At 50.6% G+C, this 19,242-nt stretch carries 17 protein-coding genes, 11 tRNA genes and 1 rRNA gene; 27 read left to right on the top strand and 2 right to left on the bottom strand.

The features are described 5' to 3' along the window. The 10 genes from GOM71_RS19075 to GOM71_RS19030 form a co-directional block, all read left to right on the top strand. A 23S ribosomal RNA gene (locus GOM71_RS19075) occupies positions 1 to 124 on the top strand; the annotation flags it as partial. A 127-nt stretch (positions 125 to 251) separates the two neighbouring features. Continuing rightward, positions 252 to 327, top strand: a tRNA-Asn gene (locus tag GOM71_RS19070). Positions 328 to 330: 3 nt separating this feature from the next. Beyond that, a tRNA-Thr gene (locus GOM71_RS19065) sits at positions 331 to 406 on the top strand. A 16-nt stretch (positions 407 to 422) separates the two neighbouring features. Beyond that, positions 423 to 497, top strand: a tRNA-Glu gene (locus tag GOM71_RS19060). A 21-nt stretch (positions 498 to 518) separates the two neighbouring features. Further along, positions 519 to 594, top strand: a tRNA-Val gene (locus GOM71_RS19055). 9 nt (positions 595 to 603) lie between these two features. After that, positions 604 to 678, top strand: a tRNA-Gln gene (locus GOM71_RS19050). Positions 679 to 687: 9 nt separating this feature from the next. Beyond that, positions 688 to 763 (top strand) — tRNA-Lys (locus tag GOM71_RS19045). A gap of 22 nt (positions 764 to 785) precedes the next feature. Beyond that, a tRNA-Leu gene (locus GOM71_RS19040) sits at positions 786 to 868 on the top strand. 125 nt (positions 869 to 993) lie between these two features. After that, positions 994 to 2,598: an alkaline phosphatase family protein gene (locus tag GOM71_RS19035; RefSeq protein WP_367649706.1), complete on the top strand. Its 1,605-nt coding sequence runs from the start codon at positions 994 to 996 to the stop codon at positions 2,596 to 2,598. A gap of 203 nt (positions 2,599 to 2,801) precedes the next feature. Then, positions 2,802 to 3,026 carry a hypothetical protein gene (locus tag GOM71_RS19030; RefSeq protein ID WP_156283913.1) on the top strand — a complete coding sequence of 75 codons (225 nt, stop codon included), beginning with the start codon at positions 2,802 to 2,804 and terminating at the stop codon, positions 3,024 to 3,026. A 42-nt stretch (positions 3,027 to 3,068) separates the two neighbouring features. On the opposite strand, the gene GOM71_RS19025 is transcribed toward GOM71_RS19030, so the two are convergent. After that, complete coding sequence (locus GOM71_RS19025; protein ID WP_156283935.1) at positions 3,069 to 3,386, bottom strand: MGMT family protein; 318 nt, start codon at positions 3,384 to 3,386, stop codon at positions 3,069 to 3,071. A 75-nt stretch (positions 3,387 to 3,461) separates the two neighbouring features. Between GOM71_RS19025 and nfsA the strand changes: the two genes are divergently transcribed. The 9 genes from nfsA to GOM71_RS18980 all read left to right on the top strand — a co-directional run bounded on the left by nfsA (position 3,462) and on the right by GOM71_RS18980 (position 8,122). Further along, on the top strand, positions 3,462 to 4,196 hold the full coding sequence (gene nfsA, locus GOM71_RS19020) for an oxygen-insensitive NADPH nitroreductase (RefSeq protein ID WP_367649705.1): 735 nt from the start codon (positions 3,462 to 3,464) through the stop codon (positions 4,194 to 4,196). A 169-nt stretch (positions 4,197 to 4,365) separates the two neighbouring features. Further along, the gene (locus GOM71_RS19015) at positions 4,366 to 5,232 is read left to right on the top strand and encodes an ABC transporter ATP-binding protein (RefSeq protein WP_156283931.1); all 867 of its coding nucleotides are present in this window, start codon (positions 4,366 to 4,368) and stop codon (positions 5,230 to 5,232) included. Between the two features lie 149 nt (positions 5,233 to 5,381). Further along, positions 5,382 to 5,456, top strand: a tRNA-Gly gene (locus GOM71_RS19010). Positions 5,457 to 5,464: 8 nt separating this feature from the next. Continuing rightward, positions 5,465 to 5,541, top strand: a tRNA-Arg gene (locus GOM71_RS19005). Positions 5,542 to 5,566: 25 nt separating this feature from the next. Further along, positions 5,567 to 5,643, top strand: a tRNA-Pro gene (locus GOM71_RS19000). Positions 5,644 to 5,650: 7 nt separating this feature from the next. Beyond that, a tRNA-Gly gene (locus GOM71_RS18995) sits at positions 5,651 to 5,724 on the top strand. A gap of 176 nt (positions 5,725 to 5,900) precedes the next feature. Then, positions 5,901 to 6,125: a hypothetical protein gene (locus tag GOM71_RS18990; RefSeq protein ID WP_156283911.1), complete on the top strand. Its 225-nt coding sequence runs from the start codon at positions 5,901 to 5,903 to the stop codon at positions 6,123 to 6,125. A gap of 103 nt (positions 6,126 to 6,228) precedes the next feature. Beyond that, positions 6,229 to 6,759 (top strand): sigma-70 family RNA polymerase sigma factor, encoded by a 531-nt coding sequence (locus GOM71_RS18985; RefSeq protein WP_156283909.1) that lies wholly within the window; start codon positions 6,229 to 6,231, stop codon positions 6,757 to 6,759. Further along, positions 6,749 to 8,122 (top strand): DUF4179 domain-containing protein, encoded by a 1,374-nt coding sequence (locus GOM71_RS18980; RefSeq protein ID WP_156283907.1) that lies wholly within the window; start codon positions 6,749 to 6,751, stop codon positions 8,120 to 8,122. Before GOM71_RS18985 ends, GOM71_RS18980 begins: the two co-directional genes overlap by 11 nt. Here the strand turns inward: GOM71_RS18980 and GOM71_RS18975 are convergent. Continuing rightward, on the bottom strand, positions 8,100 to 8,594 hold the full coding sequence (locus tag GOM71_RS18975; RefSeq protein ID WP_156283905.1) for an MFS transporter: 495 nt from the start codon (positions 8,592 to 8,594) through the stop codon (positions 8,100 to 8,102). The genes GOM71_RS18980 and GOM71_RS18975 overlap by 23 nt on opposite strands. A 111-nt stretch (positions 8,595 to 8,705) precedes the next feature. Here GOM71_RS18975 and ppc point away from each other — a divergent pair, with 111 nt between their 5' ends. From ppc to GOM71_RS18935, 8 genes are all read left to right on the top strand, one after another. Then, on the top strand, positions 8,706 to 11,513 hold the full coding sequence (ppc, locus tag GOM71_RS18970) for a phosphoenolpyruvate carboxylase (protein WP_156283903.1): 2,808 nt from the start codon (positions 8,706 to 8,708) through the stop codon (positions 11,511 to 11,513). A gap of 164 nt (positions 11,514 to 11,677) precedes the next feature. Continuing rightward, the gene (locus tag GOM71_RS18965) at positions 11,678 to 12,799 is read left to right on the top strand and encodes a hypothetical protein (RefSeq protein ID WP_156283901.1); all 1,122 of its coding nucleotides are present in this window, start codon (positions 11,678 to 11,680) and stop codon (positions 12,797 to 12,799) included. Positions 12,800 to 12,951: 152 nt separating this feature from the next. Then, a complete protein-coding gene (locus GOM71_RS18960; RefSeq protein WP_156283899.1) occupies positions 12,952 to 14,136 on the top strand; it encodes a S1C family serine protease in 1,185 nt (394 codons plus the stop codon). A 267-nt stretch (positions 14,137 to 14,403) separates the two neighbouring features. After that, a complete protein-coding gene (locus GOM71_RS18955) occupies positions 14,404 to 15,336 on the top strand; it encodes an EamA family transporter (RefSeq protein WP_156283897.1) in 933 nt (310 codons plus the stop codon). 2 nt (positions 15,337 to 15,338) lie between these two features. Then, positions 15,339 to 15,905 (top strand): RNA polymerase sigma factor SigW, encoded by a 567-nt coding sequence (gene sigW, locus GOM71_RS18950; RefSeq protein ID WP_367649704.1) that lies wholly within the window; start codon positions 15,339 to 15,341, stop codon positions 15,903 to 15,905. A 172-nt stretch (positions 15,906 to 16,077) separates the two neighbouring features. After that, a complete protein-coding gene (locus GOM71_RS18945) occupies positions 16,078 to 16,767 on the top strand; it encodes a zf-HC2 domain-containing protein (RefSeq protein WP_253944924.1) in 690 nt (229 codons plus the stop codon). Between the two features lie 144 nt (positions 16,768 to 16,911). Further along, positions 16,912 to 17,757 (top strand): diadenylate cyclase CdaA, encoded by an 846-nt coding sequence (cdaA, locus tag GOM71_RS18940; protein ID WP_156283895.1) that lies wholly within the window; start codon positions 16,912 to 16,914, stop codon positions 17,755 to 17,757. Beyond that, entirely contained in the window at positions 17,750 to 19,207 is a 1,458-nt protein-coding gene (locus tag GOM71_RS18935; RefSeq protein ID WP_156283893.1) for a CdaR family protein, read from the top strand. The genes cdaA and GOM71_RS18935 overlap by 8 nt, the downstream gene beginning before the upstream one ends. Positions 19,208 to 19,242 lie beyond the last annotated feature (35 nt).

Genomic DNA, 19,242 nt, shown 5'->3' with positions numbered 1-19,242 from the left:
CCCCCTCAAGATGAGATTTCCCAATTCGTAAGACCCCTTGAAGACGACGAGGTTGATAGGCTGGGGGTGGAAGCACAGCAATGTGTGGAGCTGACCAGTACTAATCGGTCGAGGGCTTATCCTAATGGAGCCCCACAAAGTGAAGCGAACGCTTCCGGAGTTAATTCCGATACCTTTGCGGGGACCCCGAACTTGCTAAAGAGTTCAAACATTTCGCATCCAGTTTTCAAGGCGTAAAGCTTTGATACTATTCCCTGATAGCTCAGTTGGTAGAGCACTCGACTGTTAATCGAGTTGTCACAGGTTCGAGTCCTGTTCGGGGAGCCATTTGCTCTCATAGCTCAGTAGGTAGAGTGCATCCATGGTAAGGATGAGGTCACCGGTTCGATCCCGGTTGAGAGCTCCAGAGACTACTTTTGCATGGCCCGTTGGTCAAGGGGTTAAGACACCTCCCTTTCACGGAGGTAACAGGGGTTCGAATCCCCTACGGGTCACCATTCTTATTACAATGAGCCTTTGGAGGCTTAGCTCAGCTGGGAGAGCATCTGCCTTACAAGCAGAGGGTCGGGGGTTCGATCCCCTCAGCCTCCACCAGTTAGCCGATGGGGATTAGCCAAGCGGTAAGGCAACGGACTTTGACTCCGTCATTCTCAGGTTCGATCCCTGAATCCCCAGCCATTTTAATAAGAGCCATTAGCTCAGTTGGTAGAGCACCTGACTTTTAATCAGGGTGTCGAAGGTTCGAGTCCTTCATGGCTCACCATTTTTATCCTAGCTTCACCCATGCGCGTATGGCGGAATTGGCAGACGCACCAGACTTAGGATCTGGCGGGCGACCGTGGGGGTTCAAGTCCCTCTACGCGCACCATACTTAACAGTAAAGCTCTTAGGGCAATTGCCTTAAGAGCTTTTTTTTGTTGTGTTTCTGCATGCCAGGATATAGAAAAGGAAAACCTATAACACATTTCCATATTAGGCAGGGGGACTTAACCTGTGTTGAGCGCACCATTCAGGCGTTTCACGTTATTAACTTTTTCAATCGTGTTAATCGCGGCAACCAGCTGTTCCAAACCAGCAAAACAGCAAGAAAACGATTTGCTGCGTATATCGTCTAAGGAGCAGACTGCAGCTAAGAAGGTTATTTATATTCTTGCAGATTCCTTGCTGTATCAATCGGTAGATCGAGGCTTAGAAGAGAATAAGCTTCCCGCATTTAAGTACTTAATCGAGCATGGCCAGTATTATCGGAATATGGTCAGCTCTTATCCGACGATGTCTGTATCTATCGACACTTCCTTAATGACCGGCAGTTATCCGATCAAGCATGGCCTTCCCGGGTTGAGCTGGTTTTCGGAAGAGGAGAAACGAGTCATTAATTATGGTACCGGCGCAATGGAGGTCATCAATGAAGGGCTTGTCGATGTGGCGTACGATGCGTTAATGGATTTGAATGAAAAGCATATTAGCCGCGAGGCAACGACGATTTACGAGCATCTGACAAGCAAGCACAAAACGTCAGGTTCGATAAACGGTCTAATATACAGAGGGAACACTCCACACACGCTGTCCATTCCAGCTTGGATTAAAGCGCCCACATCGCTTCCGGCAAGCCTGACCGTGAAAGGGCCTGACTTCATGTCCTTCGGTATATTTTCAAATCCGCTTAAAGGAATAGAGAGGCTGCCGGATCAACGGATTCAACATTTAGGATTCACAAATGACTATGCGCTGAAAATGACGGAGTATTTAATCCGCAATAAGAAGCTGCCTGATTTTTTGTATGTCTATTTGCCGGATATCGATCAGATGCTGCATAAGCATGGCCCTTCATATATGAATGGCGTATATGAACTCGATGGGCAGCTCCAATCGCTGCTTCAAGCATTTGGTTCTCCGGAAGAGGCGATGAAGCAAGCGACGATTATTATTACTGGAGACAGCGGTTTTAGTGAAATTTTGCCCAATAAAGATAACCCGGTAATTGATCTGAGAAAGCTGCTTGATGGCTACCGTATTCAAACGAATGGAGCGGACATTACCGAGAATACCGAGTTGGTTTTTGCCGTTAATGAAACGATGGCATACATTTATAAGTATCGAACAGAGGCATCGCTGCATGATCTTGCGCAGAGGCTGAAGAGCGACAATCGAATGGATCTCATCGCCTGGCAGGAAGATAACCAAGTTCATGTGCTGCGTGACGGCAAAGAGTCTTATTTTAAACCGGGTGGCAGATATAAAGATGAATACGGACAAAAATGGACGCTTGGAGAAGGAGCAGCGGAAATTACCGGATTGAATATTAATGAGGAGGAGGGGAAAGTCAGCTATACCAGGTATCCGGATGTACTGATGCGATTGTACAGCGCACTCAATTCCCACAAAGGTCACTACATAATCGCGAACGCTAAAGAGGGCTACGAATTTACCGGCGGCAGCTCTCCCGAGCATTTGGGCGGCGGAGGCCACGGGGCGATCCATGACAAGGTTTCGTTGGTGCCGTTAATAGTTATGGGCACGAATGTTAAACCGGATAAATTGCGAATTGTAGATATGAAGTCCTATGTATTAAAGCTTCTTCAAAGCTTGAATGAATGATGTTAACGAGCAAGGGGATAGCCAAAGCGGCAAAGCCCTTGCTTTTTTTCGTGATGCATTCTACCAATTTTGCTTAAGAAAATCTAATTTCTATATTTAGCCTTTTTATAAGGTATGGTATCATAGATGCAGGACAAAAGTTCAATTGACAATGTTGCAGAAGCAAACAGATTCATTTACTAACGGGGCAGCGAGGTAACATTATGGAGCATGTATTTGCAGATGGAACAGAAATATTGGTGAGCGTCACTTCGCACCCAAGATCTGTCTATGTCAACATTATTGAGCAATGGTACAACAATCCTAACGGTTTTATTGTACAAGCTACCTCATCCGGCATGTATATTAAGTTTACAAAGTTTTTGACCAAACAACAGAAAGCCGAGCTTTTGAACATCATTAGAGATCTTAATTATTCTTCTTCATAAAGACTGGAACCCCTTATGGGAGCCAGTTTTTTTTGTTTACCTTTACAGAAGCGGTTCAGGGACATACTGATATGCTTCAAGATCAATTTTCCCATGCCGGTCGAGCTCTACGCCTTCGCCCTCCAAACGCGTGATCTGCTCTATGCGGATTGCGTCCTCTTGCAATGCAATTTCGCCTTTAGCGTTGACGATTCTGTGCCAGGGGAGCTGGTGCGCAACGCTGAGCGAATGCAGAATGCGAACGACCTGCCTTGCTCCTCTCGGACTGCCGGCCGCAGCGGCTACTTGGCCATAGGTCATAATCTGTCCTTCGGGTATTCCTTTAATGATCCGGATAACTCGTTCCGTAAAAGGCTGCAGCTTGCTCATCGTGATACCATCCTTTACTGTATATACTTGTAAACCAGAATAGCACATTTCGGGAGGAAGCTCATTGTGAATGAGACCATTCAACTGTTATTGAACCATCGTTCCATTCGAAAATATAAAGAAACTCCTGTATCGGAGGAGCAGCTGGATGCCATTCTCGGCGCCGCTCAGCATGCCTCCACATCAAGCAACATGCAAGCCTATTCGGTCATCGGCGTGACGGAGCCCGAGATAAAGAATAAGCTCGCTGAGCTTGCCGGCAACCAGGCGTATGTGGCGGGGTGCCCGCTCTTTCTCGTATGGTGCGCTGATCTTTACCGATATGAAAAAGCGCAAAGCCTGCATATGCGGGACAAGCAGCCAAGCACCGTCGAACATTTTATTATTGCAACGGTTGACGCGGCTTTAGCGGCTCAGAACGCGGCAGTCGCCGCAGAGTCGCTTGGACTCGGCATCGTCTACATCGGAGGCATTCGCAACAATCCGCAGCAGGTGTCGGAGCTGCTTGGCTTGCCGGAGCATGTATATCCGGTATTCGGCATGTGCGTAGGCGTGCCGGATCAAGAGCCGCTAACCAGGCCTCGCTTGCCGAGGGATGCGGTCTATCATGCGAACAAGTACAATACAGCTTGTCAGTCAGAGGCAATAACCACGTATGACGAAACTATGAGCGCCTATATGAGCGAGCGGACAGACGGAAAAGCAGCAACAAGCTGGTCAGAGGCGATGGCAGCTAAAACAGGAGCTCAGCGCTTGCATATGCGTCCTTTTTTGCGCGATCAAGGTTTTATGCTGGAATAGGGAGAATGCGTGATGTCGACTGTATCTTTTTTCAGTTCTATGGGGCAATGCCATTGACATAAATTATGAGAACGATTATCATTATATCAGATTAATTGATAATTGTTATCAAGAGCTGACCGATAGAAAAAGTCCCCTGTGGAAATGGAAGGAGCGTGCATGCATGTCAATGATTCGTCTTACGACTTCGAATCTGGACATTGCTTATGATGATCGATTGATCGTTCAAAACTTAAATATTGCGATCCCGCAAGGTAAAATTACGGCGCTCGTCGGCTCGAACGGATCGGGCAAGTCGACCATTCTGAAAACGATGGCTCGCTTGATGAATCCGGCCGGAGGCCAAGTCATGCTGGACGGCAAATCGATCCATAAACAATCGACCAAGGAAGTGGCGAAGCAGCTGGCTATCCTTCCGCAAAACCCGACGGCTCCAGACGGACTGACCGTCTCCGAGCTTGTATCTTATGGACGTTTTCCATATCAGAAGGGCTTCGGCTCAATGACGAAGGAAGATCGCCAAATCGTCAACTGGTCGATCGAAGCAACCGGAATGAGCGATTTCGCCGATCGTCCTGTCGATCACCTGTCCGGCGGCCAACGCCAAAGAGCCTGGATCGCTATGGCATTGGCGCAAGAAACCGATATTCTCTTCCTTGACGAGCCTACGACATTCCTCGATATGGCGCATCAGCTGGAAGTGCTTCATTTGCTGCAAAAGCTTAACGAGCTTAACAACCGCACCGTTGTTATGGTCGTACACGATTTGAACCATGCGTCCCGTTACGCGCATCATATGATCGCGATCAAGAAGGGAACGGTAGCTGGCGAAGGCTCCCCGACTGAGGTTATGACGCCGGAAGTATTGCGCGAGGTGTTCAACATCGAGGCGGACATCGTGCCTGATCCGCGTACCGGAGTACCGCTTTGTTTGCCGTTTGCGCTGGCAGCTGAGCCGGTTGCAGATAAGGCGCTTAGCAATCGCGAGCCTGCCGCAAAACCTGAAGAGCGTGTTCTGGCAGCAGCCGGAGCTTAAATTAGCAGATAAAATGGAGCCGCATCTAAGAGGGAGCGGCTCCATTTTATTTTTTTTAAAAAAATTAGAGTTAAGGTGTTGCATTCCTCGAATGAACGTGATATATTATTACTTGTCGCCGCGATAAATTGGTGACGACGACATAATGTGCGGAAGTGGCTCAGCGGTAGAGCATCGCCTTGCCAAGGCGAGGGTCGCGGGTTCGATTCCCGTCTTCCGCTCCATAATTTTTGCGGCCTTAGCTCAGCTGGATAGAGCGTTTGACTACGAATCAAAAGGTCAGGAGTTCGAATCTCTTAGGCCGCGCCATCTTTACTTAATTAATTGCAAATGTCGGGATGTAGCTCAGCTTGGTAGAGCACCTGGTTTGGGACCAGGGGGTCGCATGTTCAAATCGTGTCATCCCGACCAGTTATATGCGGGTGTAGTTCAATGGTAGAACTTTAGCCTTCCAAGCTAATAGCGTGGGTTCGATTCCCATCACCCGCTCCATCTAATAAACTTCGAAAGCCTTGATAATCAAGGCTTTTTTTGTTTGCGAATTTCGAAAAATATGCCCACTAATGAAACTGTTAGTGGGCATATTGCGAATATGATATCGCTTCCGGAAGAAACAACGGCTTTAGGGGTTGTACTAGCTTTGTCGCTAGTCGAGGCGAACCATGCAGATGATAAATAAAACGAAACAGGCGCCTGCACTAGCGAACCAGCGTATGGCGTGTTTGTTTTTTCTTAGTGCAGACATGATTCCCATCACCGCAAGCGGGAAGCTGGCAATGAAACTTATAAAACCTATTGCAAGTAACAAACAAACCAATCCCTTCGAAATATATGCCCAAAAAGCAGAACCTAAGACGTTATTTTATTATAAAAGACCTAATATGGCGAGATAGTTTCGAGTATTGTTCGTTTAATTACAATTAATTTTGTCCGGCGTGAACTTTATTGGAATCCTGATGATCTAATACGTAAAATCAACAGATAAGGAGTGAAGCTATGGGGCTGCAAGACGACGTGATAAAGGCGCAAGGCGGCAGTCATGACGCCTTTGTTCGTCTTATCAAAGCTTGTGAGCCGTCGATGTACCGATTGTCCAAATCGTATGTTAAGACGGACGCCGATTGCGCCGACGCGATCCAAGAAACGATTCTAAAAGCGTTCAAGGCGCTTCGCACACTGCGGGAGCCGCAATATTTCAAATCGTGGCTGCTGCGTATTCTAATCAATGAATGCAACAGGCTGCGAAAGCAGCGCATGCAGGTTATTCCGATCGCGGAATTGTCCGAGCAAGGCTCGTACACGCACGAGCGGTCCGAACAAGAGCAATGGCTTGGGGAAGCTGTCCAATCGTTGGAGGAGGAGCTGCGCGTCATTGTCGTGTTGTTTTATATGGAGGATATGCCGCTGAAAGAGATCGCTGAGTTGATCGAGGTACCCGAAGGGACCGTTAAATCACGTTTATATCGCGCCCGAGAGAAGCTGTCGCGCTACATAAGCCAGGAAAGGAGCGAGGCGAATGGACAATAATGAACTAGATATTGAATTGCGGGGAGTCCTTCAAAAGACAGCTTCGCCGGTACCGGATGCGATCCGGCTGCGCATTGATGAAACGCTTTTATCGCTTAACCCGCAAAAAGGACGCTCCAAGCGCAGCAGAAGCATAACGGCAAAAGGGCTTGTTGCAGCAGCAGCCTTGTTCCTCCTCTTAGCAAGCACAAGCTTGTTTTCGCCTATAATGGCGCAAGCGTTATCTGATGCACCGATTATCGGTTCCGTGTTTCAAGCGATCGGCGATGCGGGCATCCGGCTGTCCGATGAAAAGGGATTGGTAACGAAGCTTAATGAGGCTGCCGAGGATCAAGGAATCGAGATGACGATTACCGAGGTGCTTTATGATGGAATTCGTTTATCCATCGGTTATCGCATTAGAACGGAGGATGATCTAAGGCCAGGAGAGGTAGAGTTGCGTATCAATGGAAAAGAGCCATCCTCCTATTCCAGCAGCGGTAATTGGTATCAGACGGAAGATGGCTATTCAGGCATACTCACTTATGACGCAAATGATAAATGGCCGAAGCGATTTAACCTGACGATTCATTTAAAAAGTATGGATAACTTCACGAGGGTTAAGGAAGGCAGCGGCGTTGGAGTAATTAAAGGCTCGTGGAAATTTAAGCTGCCCGTTCGAAAGCTGAAAGAGGGATTAACCGTTAGAACATTTGACGAGGATCCGCCAAGCACGTCTTTCGGTGAAAAACAGATAGCCGTTACCGGCGTAATCCTGACGCCAGCGGTTACGGCTATCAGTTTGAATCTGACAGCTCCCGACGGTGACAGTCCGTTTGATAGCCGTTACTTCGTTTATGACGATCAAGGCAGGCAGCTTGAGTCTTTTGGGTCTAGTAGCACAAGCGAGGCTTATAAGGAAGGGGAGGCTCATACGACGAAGGTGTGGGTTCACGCTGCGCCGCTTCAATCTGTACCGAAATATCTCACGTTAAAGCCGTACAATGCCGGTTATGGCTCAAGCCCTGCGACGCTATCGAAGACGCCAGTCATTCGTAATCAACTGCCGGTAACGATCCAGCAAGGAGAGGCAGGCACGATTACCGTGACAGAGATTGAGGTTTTGTCTGATAAAACAAAGGTATACTACTACGTCGAAGGAAGCGATCCTTATAGGCAAGCCTATTCTTTGATGCTAGAGGATAGCGACGGCAATAGCTATGCGCATCCCGATAGCTTGCCGACAGCGGCGACCGGTAAAAGCTATGCCTTTGTACAAGATTTTCTGCCGGTTGCCGCCGATAAAAGCTTAGTACTAGTTACAGCCGAGCTTCCCGCGCCAAAAATATTCGAAGAGCTCGCTATTCAAATTCCGTTGAAATAAGCTTTGCATTCACGTTTGCGCTAGTGCTGCCTGCACTGGCGCTTTCCGCTTTTTCGGGTCTCATAATGTTGTTTTTGAGTGATAAAAATACGAGGGCGACGATAAGGATGCCTGTTCCGGAAAAAATAAAGGCGGGAGCAGGTCCGAAGGCGGTAACGAGCAGGCCGCCGTATAACGGGCCGATAACGGTAGCCATTGAAGTCAGGCTCGTCACGGTGCCGGTTACACGACCGGTATAAGCTTCCGGCGTCCGCTGCTGAAGCGTAACCTGGAACGGGATGACAGTAAGCCCAACGCCTCTTTTAGCTTGCCGTTTTTGGCCGGGTAGAACAGGAAGTCGAACAGGAGAAGCGGCTGTACGGTCACGTCCTGCGCTTGATTCATTTGGAATCAACTCCTCGTCATTCAATCGGATAATGCTATTATAAATGGAGCGAAATCGAACATGATCGGGCTGAAGATGAAGTTGCATATAGCTTCTGGATGTATTTTTGGTTGTCGAAAGGCTTCAACCTTGCTTCTTTTTGTAGTATGATGAAAAGAGTTGAAAATGCGTCAGTAATGACGCGACAGGAGGAAAAGTATGTCGGAACAAGCAACATCAACGTTATCGGCGAACCGTTCGCAGGCGAATAACTTGCTGCGTCGGGACGTCCGTTTTCTAGGCAACATACTTGGAGAAGTGCTCGTCCATCAAGGCGGACGCGAGCTGCTTGATATCGTGGAACAAATCCGCGAGACGAGTAAAGCGCTTCGCGCCGAGTTCGTACCCGAGCTGTTTGACAATTTCAAATCGACAATCGCTTCGCTGGATCCGGAAATTCGCCATCAGGTCATTCGTGCCTTCGCGATTTACTTCCAGCTCGTTAATATCGCTGAGCAGAACCATCGGATTCGCCGCAAGCGCGATTATGAGCGTTCCGCAGGCGAAGGCGTACAGCGCGGCTCGATCGAGAGCGCGGTACAGGATTTGAAGGAACGCGGCATCGCAGTTGAAGATGTACAGCAAATTTTAAGCGGCATTTCGCTTGAGCTCGTTATGACGGCTCACCCGACAGAAGCAACACGCCGCGCCGTTCTTGACATCCACAAACGGATTGCCGAGGATGTTATGGAACTCGACAACCCTACGCTTACTTACCGCGAGCGCGAGAAGCTTCGGGACAAGCTGCTGAATGAAGTGCTCATTCTGTGGCAAACCGATGAGCTGCGCGACCGCAAACCAACCGTTATCGACGAGGTTCGCAACGGTTTGTACTATTTCGACGAGACGCTGTTCGAGGCGCTTCCTAACGTTTATGAAGAGCTCGAGCGCTGCCTGGCGAAATACTATCCGGGTCAAAAATGGCATGCGCCTAGCTACCTGCGCTTCGGCTCCTGGATCGGTGGCGACCGTGACGGCAACCCGTCAGTAACTGCGAAGATCACTTGGGAGACGCTGACGCTGAACCGCCAGCTGGCGCTGAAAAAATATGAAGAAAAGCTCAATGAACTGACAGAGCAGCTGAGCTTCAGCACGAATATCGTTCAAGTGTCCGACGAGCTGATCGAATCGATCAAGCGCGACCGCGAGAACGTTGAGCTGAAATGCGTTGACCTGTGGCGCAATGCGAAAGAGCCTTACCGCATTAAGCTCGGCTTTATGCTGGAGAAGCTCGTGAATGCGCGCGATGAGTCGCTTAAAGGCTCGCCTATGCGCTACAACAACCCAAGCGAGCTGCTGGAAGATTTGTATGTCATCGACCGCAGCCTGCGCCATCATTTTGCTGATTATGTTGCGGATACGCACATTGGCAAATTGGTTCGCCAAGTCGAACTGTTCGGCTTCCACTTGCTGCAGCTGGATATTCGCCAGCACAGCCAAGAGCATGAGAACGCGATGAGCGAAATTTTGGCTAAAATGAACATCATTTCCGATTACGCTGCATTGTCGGAAGCGGAGAAAACAGCTCTGCTTACGCAATTGCTGAACGATCCTCGTCCGCTTACGTCGAGCCATCTGGATTATTCCGCATCGACTCGCGAATGTCTGGACGTATACCATACGGTATACCGCGCGCAGCAAGAGTTCGGCACAGGCTGCATCTCCAGCTACCTGATCAGTATGACGGAAGCGGCAAGCGACATGCTTGAAGTTATGGTGTTCGCGAAAGAAGTCGGCTTGTTCCGTAAAGAAATTGACGGCTCGGTGCGCTGCACGCTGCAATCCGTTCCTTTGTTCGAGACAATCGACGACCTTCATGCGGCGCCTGCTATCATGAAGCAGCTGTTCGAAATTCCGTTGTACCGTCAAGCTGTAGAGGCTTGCGGCAACCTGCATGAAATTATGCTGGGCTACTCGGACTCCAACAAAGACGGCGGCGTTGTTACAGCGAACTGGGAGCTTCGCGTTGCGCTGAACGAAATTACGGCTGCGGCCGGCGAATACGGCGTAAAGCTGAAGTTCTTCCACGGACGCGGCGGAGCGCTCGGACGCGGCGGCATGCCGCTTAACCGCAGTATTCTTGCACAGCCTCCTCATACCGTTGGCGGCGGCATCAAAATTACCGAGCAAGGCGAAGTGCTTTCCTCGCGTTATTCGATGCAAGGGATTGCTTACCGCAGCTTGGAGCAAGCGACATGGGCGCTTATTACAGCAGCTCGCCTGGCTAAATATCCGCAGCAGCAAGAGCAAGAAGTCATTAAAGAGTGGGAAGATATTTCGCGCTCCATTTCGGAAACGGCGCTTACGAAATATCAAGACCTTATTTTCCGCGATCCGGGCTTCATGACGTTCTTCAAAGAATCGACGCCATTGCCTGAGGTTGGCGAGCTGAACATCGGCTCCCGTCCGTCCAAACGGAAAAACAGCGATCGCTTTGAAGACCTTCGTGCCATTCCTTGGGTATTCGCATGGACGCAAAGTCGTTACCTGCTTCCGGCATGGTACGCGGCAGGTACAGCGCTGCAGCAATATGCGGGCGATGACGCTGAGAAGATGGAGACGCTCAAAACGATGTATGAGCAATTCCCGTTCTTCCGCCAGCTGATCGACAATTTGCAAATGGCGCTTGCCAAAGCCGATTTGGTCATTGCGAAGGAATATGCGGATATGATCTCCGATCAAGAAATTCGCGACCGTATTTTCACGCAAATCGAAGAGGAGTATCAACTGACTTCCAAATTGATTTTGCAAATTACAGGTCAAGTCGAAATTCTCGACAACGTGCCGGTAATTCAAGAGTCGATCCGACTGCGCAATCCGTACGTCGATCCGCTCAGCTACATGCAAGTGCAATTGCTGTCCGAGCTTCGCGCAATTCGCGAACAAGATCAAGATGCGCCTGAGCTTCTCCGCGAAGTGCTTCTTACGATCAACGGCATTGCAGCGGGCCTGAGAAATACGGGCTAATGCGTATATAGAAATTGAAGAGGCTGTCTCCGTTCCGAAATGGACTGGAGGCAGCCTTTTTTTTGTTGAAATATCTCCAAATATGTCACTCGGTTTCCATTTCGCGGTGCCGTATACTAGAAGTATATCCTTTGTTTTTATTATGAGCGGGAGGTCGTTTGCTTATGGTGTCACGGTTCAAGCTTACTCATTCCTCGTATTGGCGGTTTGCTGCAGTCGCATTGCTAATCATTGGCGTAGATAGCGCAGTCGTTCGATTGGGAGCGGCGGATCAACTGCTGGCATATGCCGTGTTGTTTGACTTCATGCTCGTCATTCCGTTCTTCTATTGGTTTCTAGTTGTTCGCAAGTCGGAGCGTACGCGCAAATGGAAAGCGGTTCTTCCGTTGCCGGTGCTTGGCGGCGTTGCCGCTTGGCTGGTTTTGCCGCATACGTTAAAGCAAACTGCATGGCATGCGATCTGGCCTCTTGAGCTGCTTGTGATGGGCGTGGAGGCGGCGATTATTTTTTATGAAATTCGGCTGCTTGTACGCGTCATTAGACGGTTCCGGCAATTGAGGGCGGTTGAGCCGAATACAGGCGAAGCGATTCGGATGGCATTCAAGGATGTGATCGGGGAGGGCAAGCTCGCATCGCTGCTTCTGCATGATGCCAGTATGTTCTACTACTTCTTTTTTTCGTGGGGCGCTCGCAGAGAGGTTTCGCAGAAAGCGGCGGCTGTGTCGACGACGGCAGCGGCAGATGCAGATGTAGATGCAGATGCAGATGCATCCGATGCAGTGTTCACCTACCATAAAGAGACGAATCAAGTGCTCATGGCAGCGATCGCGACGAAAATATTAGTGCTGGAATCGATCGTCGCCCACTTGCTGCTGGCGATGTGGTCGCCGATAGCCGCCTGGATTTTGACCGTTTCGGAAATTTGGCTGCTTATATTGCTGTGGGCAGACACAAGAGCGGCCGTGCTGCAGCCGATTCGAATGAACCGTAAGCATATCCGTTTGCGGTATGGTTTGCGATTGCAGGCGGATTTGAAATGGGCGGATATAGAGTCCGTGGAGTACTCTAAAGCGGGATATGAGCTGACAGCAGAGGATCGCAAGTTAGCGGCCAGCGCGTCGCTGGGCTCGCCTAATGTGCGGATCATGCTGAGACGGCAGGTTCGCGTAGAAGGATTTTTGTTCCTGCAGAGAGAGGTGCGAACGATTTATTTGTCGGCGGACGAACCGCAGCGTTTCTGCGAGGCGGCGTCGAATTATAAGGCTGGAGAGATTGTTCAGCTGTAGTTGGCCGTGAGTTAGCCAAGAGTTGCAACATTTATGTTCCTTTATAGTCCTCTTAAGTTTGCTTTAAGGCTCATCCTTCATGATGAATACATCGAAGCAAACAACAACGATTCAGCGAGGCGGACGCTGCCAAGCTGTCGGAGGAGGACATTATGATAAACGATAAATCCAATCACAATAATGAAAATATGAACGGTACAAACGGCACAGGCGCAAATAAAGAAGTAACTTATACGTACGGGCCAAGCCCTCGCTCCACAGCAGATCTGCAATCGACATACGAGAAGCAGCTTGAAATGTTTGAAGTCGGCGCGGCGGAAGGCGGAGCAATCGGAGCGAGAGTTGGAAAACGGGCGAGGGCGACGTCGGCCAAAACGGTTCTCGCCGCGTTTCTCGCCGGCGCGATCGTTATTGGCGGTTTTATGTATGCGGCGGATCGCAACAATTTATTTACAGGCGATGGGGAAGAAACGGCAATCGTTTCGCAAACGGCGAGCAACGCAGCCTCAAGCAGTCAAGATGCAGGCGTGAAAACCGCTTCTGCAAGCGTGGATCAGAGCATCTCGGATATTTATGCCGAGGCGTCGCCGGCTGTCGTTAAAATTGAGAACTATACGGAGCCGCAGCAGACGGCCGGCAGAGGCAGCGACTATTGGCAGTTCTTTGGCGGACAGACGCCGCAGCAGCAGTTCGGCAAGGGCCGCAACGGTACAGGCGAAGGCGGCAGTCAGGAGCAAGGAGCGCCGCAATCGGAATCGAATTCGCAAAGCGAGGGCATAGACACTTCGAATTTGCAGCTGAGCGGTTCGGGGACTGGCTTTATTTTTGACAAATCCGGTTATATTCTGACCAACGAGCATGTGATCGCCGACGCGGCGCAAGTGAAAGTAACGGTTGAGGGCTATGACGAGCCGTTCGTGGCAACGGTTGTCGGTTCCGACGCGGAACAGGATTTGGCTGTGCTCAAAATCGAAGGAACGGACGAGTTCTCGACGCTTCCGATCGGCAACTCGGATGACAGCGCTATTGGCGATTGGGTAATTGCCATAGGCAATCCTTACGGTTTTGACCATACGATGACGGTTGGCGTGCTGAGCGCCAAAGAACGTCCGATTACCATTGCCGACGAATCGGGCGAGCATGTATACGAGCATCTGCTGCAGACGGACGCCTCGATCAATCCCGGTAATTCGGGCGGTCCGCTATTGAATGCAAGCGGAGAAGTCATCGGCATTAACACGGCGGTCAACTCGGAGGCGCAGGGCATCGGCTTTGCCATTCCGACAGGCACGATTCAAGAGGTGCTGAATACGATTATGGGCGCCAACACGCTATAAAAGCAAAAACCGTCTCGCAGCCAGCGAGACGGTTTTGCGTCTGCAGCGAGTCTAGCCCCGCCAACCGCACCAATTAAGCTCAAATGAGCCTAATATGCCCCGCCGTCAGGTGAGATCAGAAGATATTAGGCTCAAATGAGCCTAAAGTGGGCAACTAGGGGAATCTGGCGGCAAGTGCATACAGCGCGAGGGGCGCCATTATTTTTTGCCATACCCAGCCAAAAACGTATATAATGGTTCCGATACGAATGGAGGCAATGCGCTCAAATGAACAAAACTTCCGGCTACTGGTTAGCCGTGCTGCTCGTGGCGGGCGGCGCCGCATGCTATGGCGTAATGTCGCCGCTCTTAAAGCTGGCATACAACGGAGGTTTCCGTTTCGAGCAATTAACCGTTCACCAGACGGGAGCGGGAGGCGCGCTCTTGTGGCTGCTCATGCTGCTGCGGCCGGCTCGCTGGCGATACAATCGTTTTGACCTGAAGCAGTGGACGCAGCTTTCATTCATTGGCATTTTTGGCCTATGCATGACGACTGTGTTTTATAACCAAACGTTGGAACGGTTGGATGCTTCTTTCTCTATTGTCTTGCTTTTTCAATTTATGTGGATTACGATTTTACTAGAATGTTTATGGCATAAAAGATGGCCTGCCGCCACCCAATGGGCGGCAATTGTGCTGGCAATGACCGGAACGGTGCTGGCCGCAGGCTTGCTGGACCGGGGCGCATTGGACGCCCTCGATTGGAGCGGCGTATGGTACGGGCTTGCTTCCGCTGTTACATACAGCTTGTTTTTGCTGCTGACGGGCAAGGTAAAGTCGGATTACGATCCGGTAATGAAATCGGCGATCATGATGACTGCCGGCTTCGTATGTATCGCGCTGCTGTTTGGCTACAAATCGGCCGGCGACGGCCTGGCTGCGGAATGGACGCTGCTTGGTTGGGGAATCGCGCTTGGCTTGCTCGGTCAGGCGTTTCCGGCGCTGTTTTTCAATGCCGGCATACCGCGAATCGGAAGCGGGCTTGCTTCGTTGTTAGGCGCGTTGGAACTGCCTTTTGCGGCAATCAGCGCATGGCTGATTCTCGGCGAACCGATCACGCCGGTGACTGGGGCGGGCATGGCGCTCATTCTATGCGGCATTGCCGCGGCAGAATACGGCTCGCGCAAGCAAACCGTTCAAACGGAAGGGTTGGAGGAGTAATCGTGAATTTATTGGAGGCCCGACTCGCCAAATTAGCGTTGAAAGGCGATCAGCGGGCGTTTGCAGAGCTTGTGGAGCTGTATCAGGACAAACTGTTCCATATGGCCTACCGCATGCTGAATAACCGCCAAGAGGCGGAGGACGTCGTTCAGGAAACGTTTCTGCGCGTCCATAAAAATTTAGAGCGTTACGACGAGTCGCTTAAATTTTCGACATGGATCTATCGGATTGCGACGAATCTGTGTATCGACCGGCTGCGCAAACGGAAGCCGACCTATTCCCTTGATGCGGAATCTTCCGAGCATGAAGGGCTGGACGGCTATTCGATGATTCCAAGCGATAACCGCACGCCCGAGTCGGAGATGCTGCTGTCGGAGACGCAGCGCATTATCCACGAGGCGATCGAATCGCTGGCTCCGAAGTACAAGACAGTCATGATGCTGCGTTATATTCAGGAGCTGTCGCTTCAGGAAATTAGCGATGTGCTCGATATGCCGGTAACGACGATCAAAACGCGAGTCCATCGGGGCAGGGAATTTTTGCGCAAAAAGTTAGAGCATAAGCTGTAAGCAAGTTTAGGGACAAACAATTTGGCCTCATCTATAAAAAAGTGAAACATCCTGTTCGGCGCAACGTATCCTACTAATGAGAAAGAACTATGCGCAAAGCGCGGACGGTTTTGAGGTCCATTAGATGGCGAAGCCGAAGCGCGAACAGTGATTAATATGTGATATGTGATTCATGCTTGAACTGAACAAACGAAAGAAAGGACTGGCTGCCATGGAATGCAACGTCGCCATCATATGGATGCATGATTATTTGGACGGCGATCTGCCGCGCGAGGATGCGCAGCAACTACAAAATCATTTACGCTCATGTCCTTCGTGCATGGCCCGCTATGAACAGCTGGAGCGAACCGAAGCGTTGATGTTCAGCGCCAGAGAGCACGCACCTGTCATTACCGGCTACGACAAGGCAGCTTCAGCGAAGCTGACGGAACGAATTATGGCGCAGTTGCCGCAGGGGAAAATTCCGCAGCAGCGCCGTCGCGGCGCATTGCGCTACCTGTATAAATATCCTGGCTTAGCCGTTGCGGCCGTATTCGTGCTGGTGATGCTCGGAAGCTTCGTGTCGATGTGGGAGCAAGACTCCAAGCTGGTCGTATCGGGAGAAGGAGAAGTTCTCCAGCAGGTCGTTATTGAAGGCGATACTGTAACCGTGCCTGAGGGCGTTCACGTCAAAGGCAATTTGATCGTTGAGAACGGCAAGGCCGATGTACGAGGCGAAGTGGAAGGAAACGTAACTGTTATTGACGGCTCGCTCAATCTGGCATCGACCGGATATATCACTGGCCAGCAGCGCGAAATTGACCAAGCGCTGGACTGGTTCTGGTACAAAGTGACACAGACGTTCAGCGGATTGGCCTCTTAATCGCAGACTGCCTCCCTGGAAAGGGAGGCGGTTATTTTTTATTTTAAAAAAAGGATTTCCAAACCCAATTCTAGAAAACAATAAGGTTGCTACCGCGCAAATTTTTAGAAAAATAGTTGCTGTCGGTTGTTTGGGGGTTTGCATATGAGTTACTTTACCGATTTGAATTGGAATGACTGGGTTAAGGACATCATCGACATAGGCATTGTCAGCTTTATCATCTATAAATTGATTATGATCGTACGCGGAACGAGAGCTGTTCAGTTATTGAAGGGCATTCTCGTGCTTGTTGCGACATGGGCGATTAGCACCTGGTTCAATCTGTACACGCTCAAGTGGCTGATGAACCAGATGTTCACGTTTGGCGTCGTTTCGGTGCTCATTATTTTCCAGCCAGAGCTGCGGCGAGCGCTGGAGCAGCTTGGACGAGGCAAGCTGTTTGCCCGGACGTCCTCGATCGAGAAGGATGTTATCAGCGACATGATCGACGCCGTCATGCGTTCGGTGCTCTTCATGTCGAAGCGCAAGATTGGCGCGTTAATTGTATTCGAGCGGACGACAGGGATCAATGAAATGATCGAGTCCGGCATCATGATGGAGTCGAAAATCACATCGGAGCTGCTGAGCAATATTTTTACGCCGAATACGCCGTTGCATGACGGAGCGGTCATTATTCGCAGCAATCAGATTATGGCGGCCGGCTGTTATTTGCCGTTATCGGAAAATCCGTTCATCAGCAAAGAGCTTGGCACGCGTCACCGCGCGGCAATCGGCGTCAGTGAAGTAAGCGATGCGATCGCCGTCATCGTGTCCGAAGAAACCGGGCAAGTATCGCTTGCATTAAATGGTATGATCGTACGCGATATTAATGAGGAATCGCTTATCTCGAAGCTGTTCGAGGAGCTGACGCCGAAGCAGAAGGAATCATCCAAGGAACGCGCTTCCGTCTCGTCTTTCCTGAAGCGGAAAGGAGGCCGCAGCAATGGATAAATGGCTTAGCCATCCGACCGCGCTGAAAGTGCTGTCGGTCATTATTGCGCTGCTGTTGTGGGCGGTTGTTCATTTTGACCCGGAGAAAACTCCGGCAACGGTAACGTCCAACGTTGATACGAAAGCCTATGAGGCGCAGTCGGTCGTTCCGATCGGCCTGGACGATGAGTTCTATGCGCTTGTCAAGCTGGAGCCGACGGTCGTTCGCGTCGTTGTGGAAGGCAAGCGAGCCAATCTATTGGCGCTGAAGGACGATGATATTGTGCTGAACGTCGATGTGAGCGGTTTGGAGGCGGGCGAGCATACCGTGCCGCTGTCGTATAAGCTGCCAAAAGGCATCGAGCTCGTGGAAATGTCGCCGACAACGGTGACGGTTGAGCTTGTGGAAATACAGACGAAACTATTCGACCTTGGGGTCATAACGAAGGGGACACCTGCGAAAGGGTATATAACAGGCACTCCTATATTTGCGAATGAGGGCAACAGCCAGGTTGAGGTTACGCTCCCGAAAGAAGAGATGTCGCATGTCGGGTCTGTCAGCATCACGCTAAGCGTTGAAGGAGCCGAAAAGCCGATTGAGGAGAAAAAGGCGAAAATCGTCGTGTATGATACGGAAGGCAAACCGATGGAGCACTCGGTTATAAAGCCGGAAACCGTTGCGGTAACGCTCCCGGTTACTCCGCCTTTCAAGATGCTGCCGCTGCAAATTGGCTTTACAGGCAGCTTGCCGGAAGGGTTAAGCGTATCGGCGGTAAAGCCGGAGATCGAGAAAGTTGCCGTATATGGCGAGCAGAAGCTACTTGATACGATGGAGTCGTATAAAGGAGCGACGATAGACCTTTCGAAAATTAAAGGTTCCGGTACTTATCAAGTGAAACTGGAAGCATCGGACGGAGTGAAGCTGGTCGAGCCTACGGAAGTGAACGTCGAGCTGACGATCGTGAGCTCGGAGACGAGAACGATTAGCAGGCAGATCGAGCTTAATGGGCTTGGCGAAGGGCTAAGCGCCAATATTACGTCTCCTGAAGGCGGGACTGCTTCATTTGAGGTTGTAGGCGCGCCAAACGTGCTGGATGCGCTGGAGACTGGCGACGTGCTGCTGTCGGTCGATTTAAGCGGAGTTGCTCCCGGCACGTATACGATGAATGTGCAAGCGAGCTTGCCGCGATTCGTACAGCTTGCGGGCAGCGCCGAGGCCGTTTTGAAAGTAACGCTGGACATTACGGATAACTCCGTAAGCACCGGCGCCGATCCAGCTGGAGCGGATACTCCGGAAGGCGGAGGAGAAGCGACCGCTCCTCCTGCAGGCGAAACTGCGCCTGCAGGAGAAAGCGCTGAGCCGAACGAATCGGGCGGCGAGGCAGACGCCGGCTCGGGCGCAGGTGCAGGTGCAGGTGCAGAAACCGGCGATAGCGCAGCGAATAGCGGAGAAGCCGGAAACGGCGGTTGACGCTGTCCGCAACTTTTTGTAGAGTAAATGAGTTT

Source organism: Paenibacillus sp. NEAU-GSW1 (assembly GCF_009737085.1).
In the GTDB taxonomy this organism is placed as follows: Bacteria; Bacillota; Bacilli; order Paenibacillales; family Paenibacillaceae; genus Pristimantibacillus.
The sequence above is the reverse complement of the archived record's forward strand: the minus strand, read 5'-3'. Positions and strand labels throughout refer to the sequence as shown.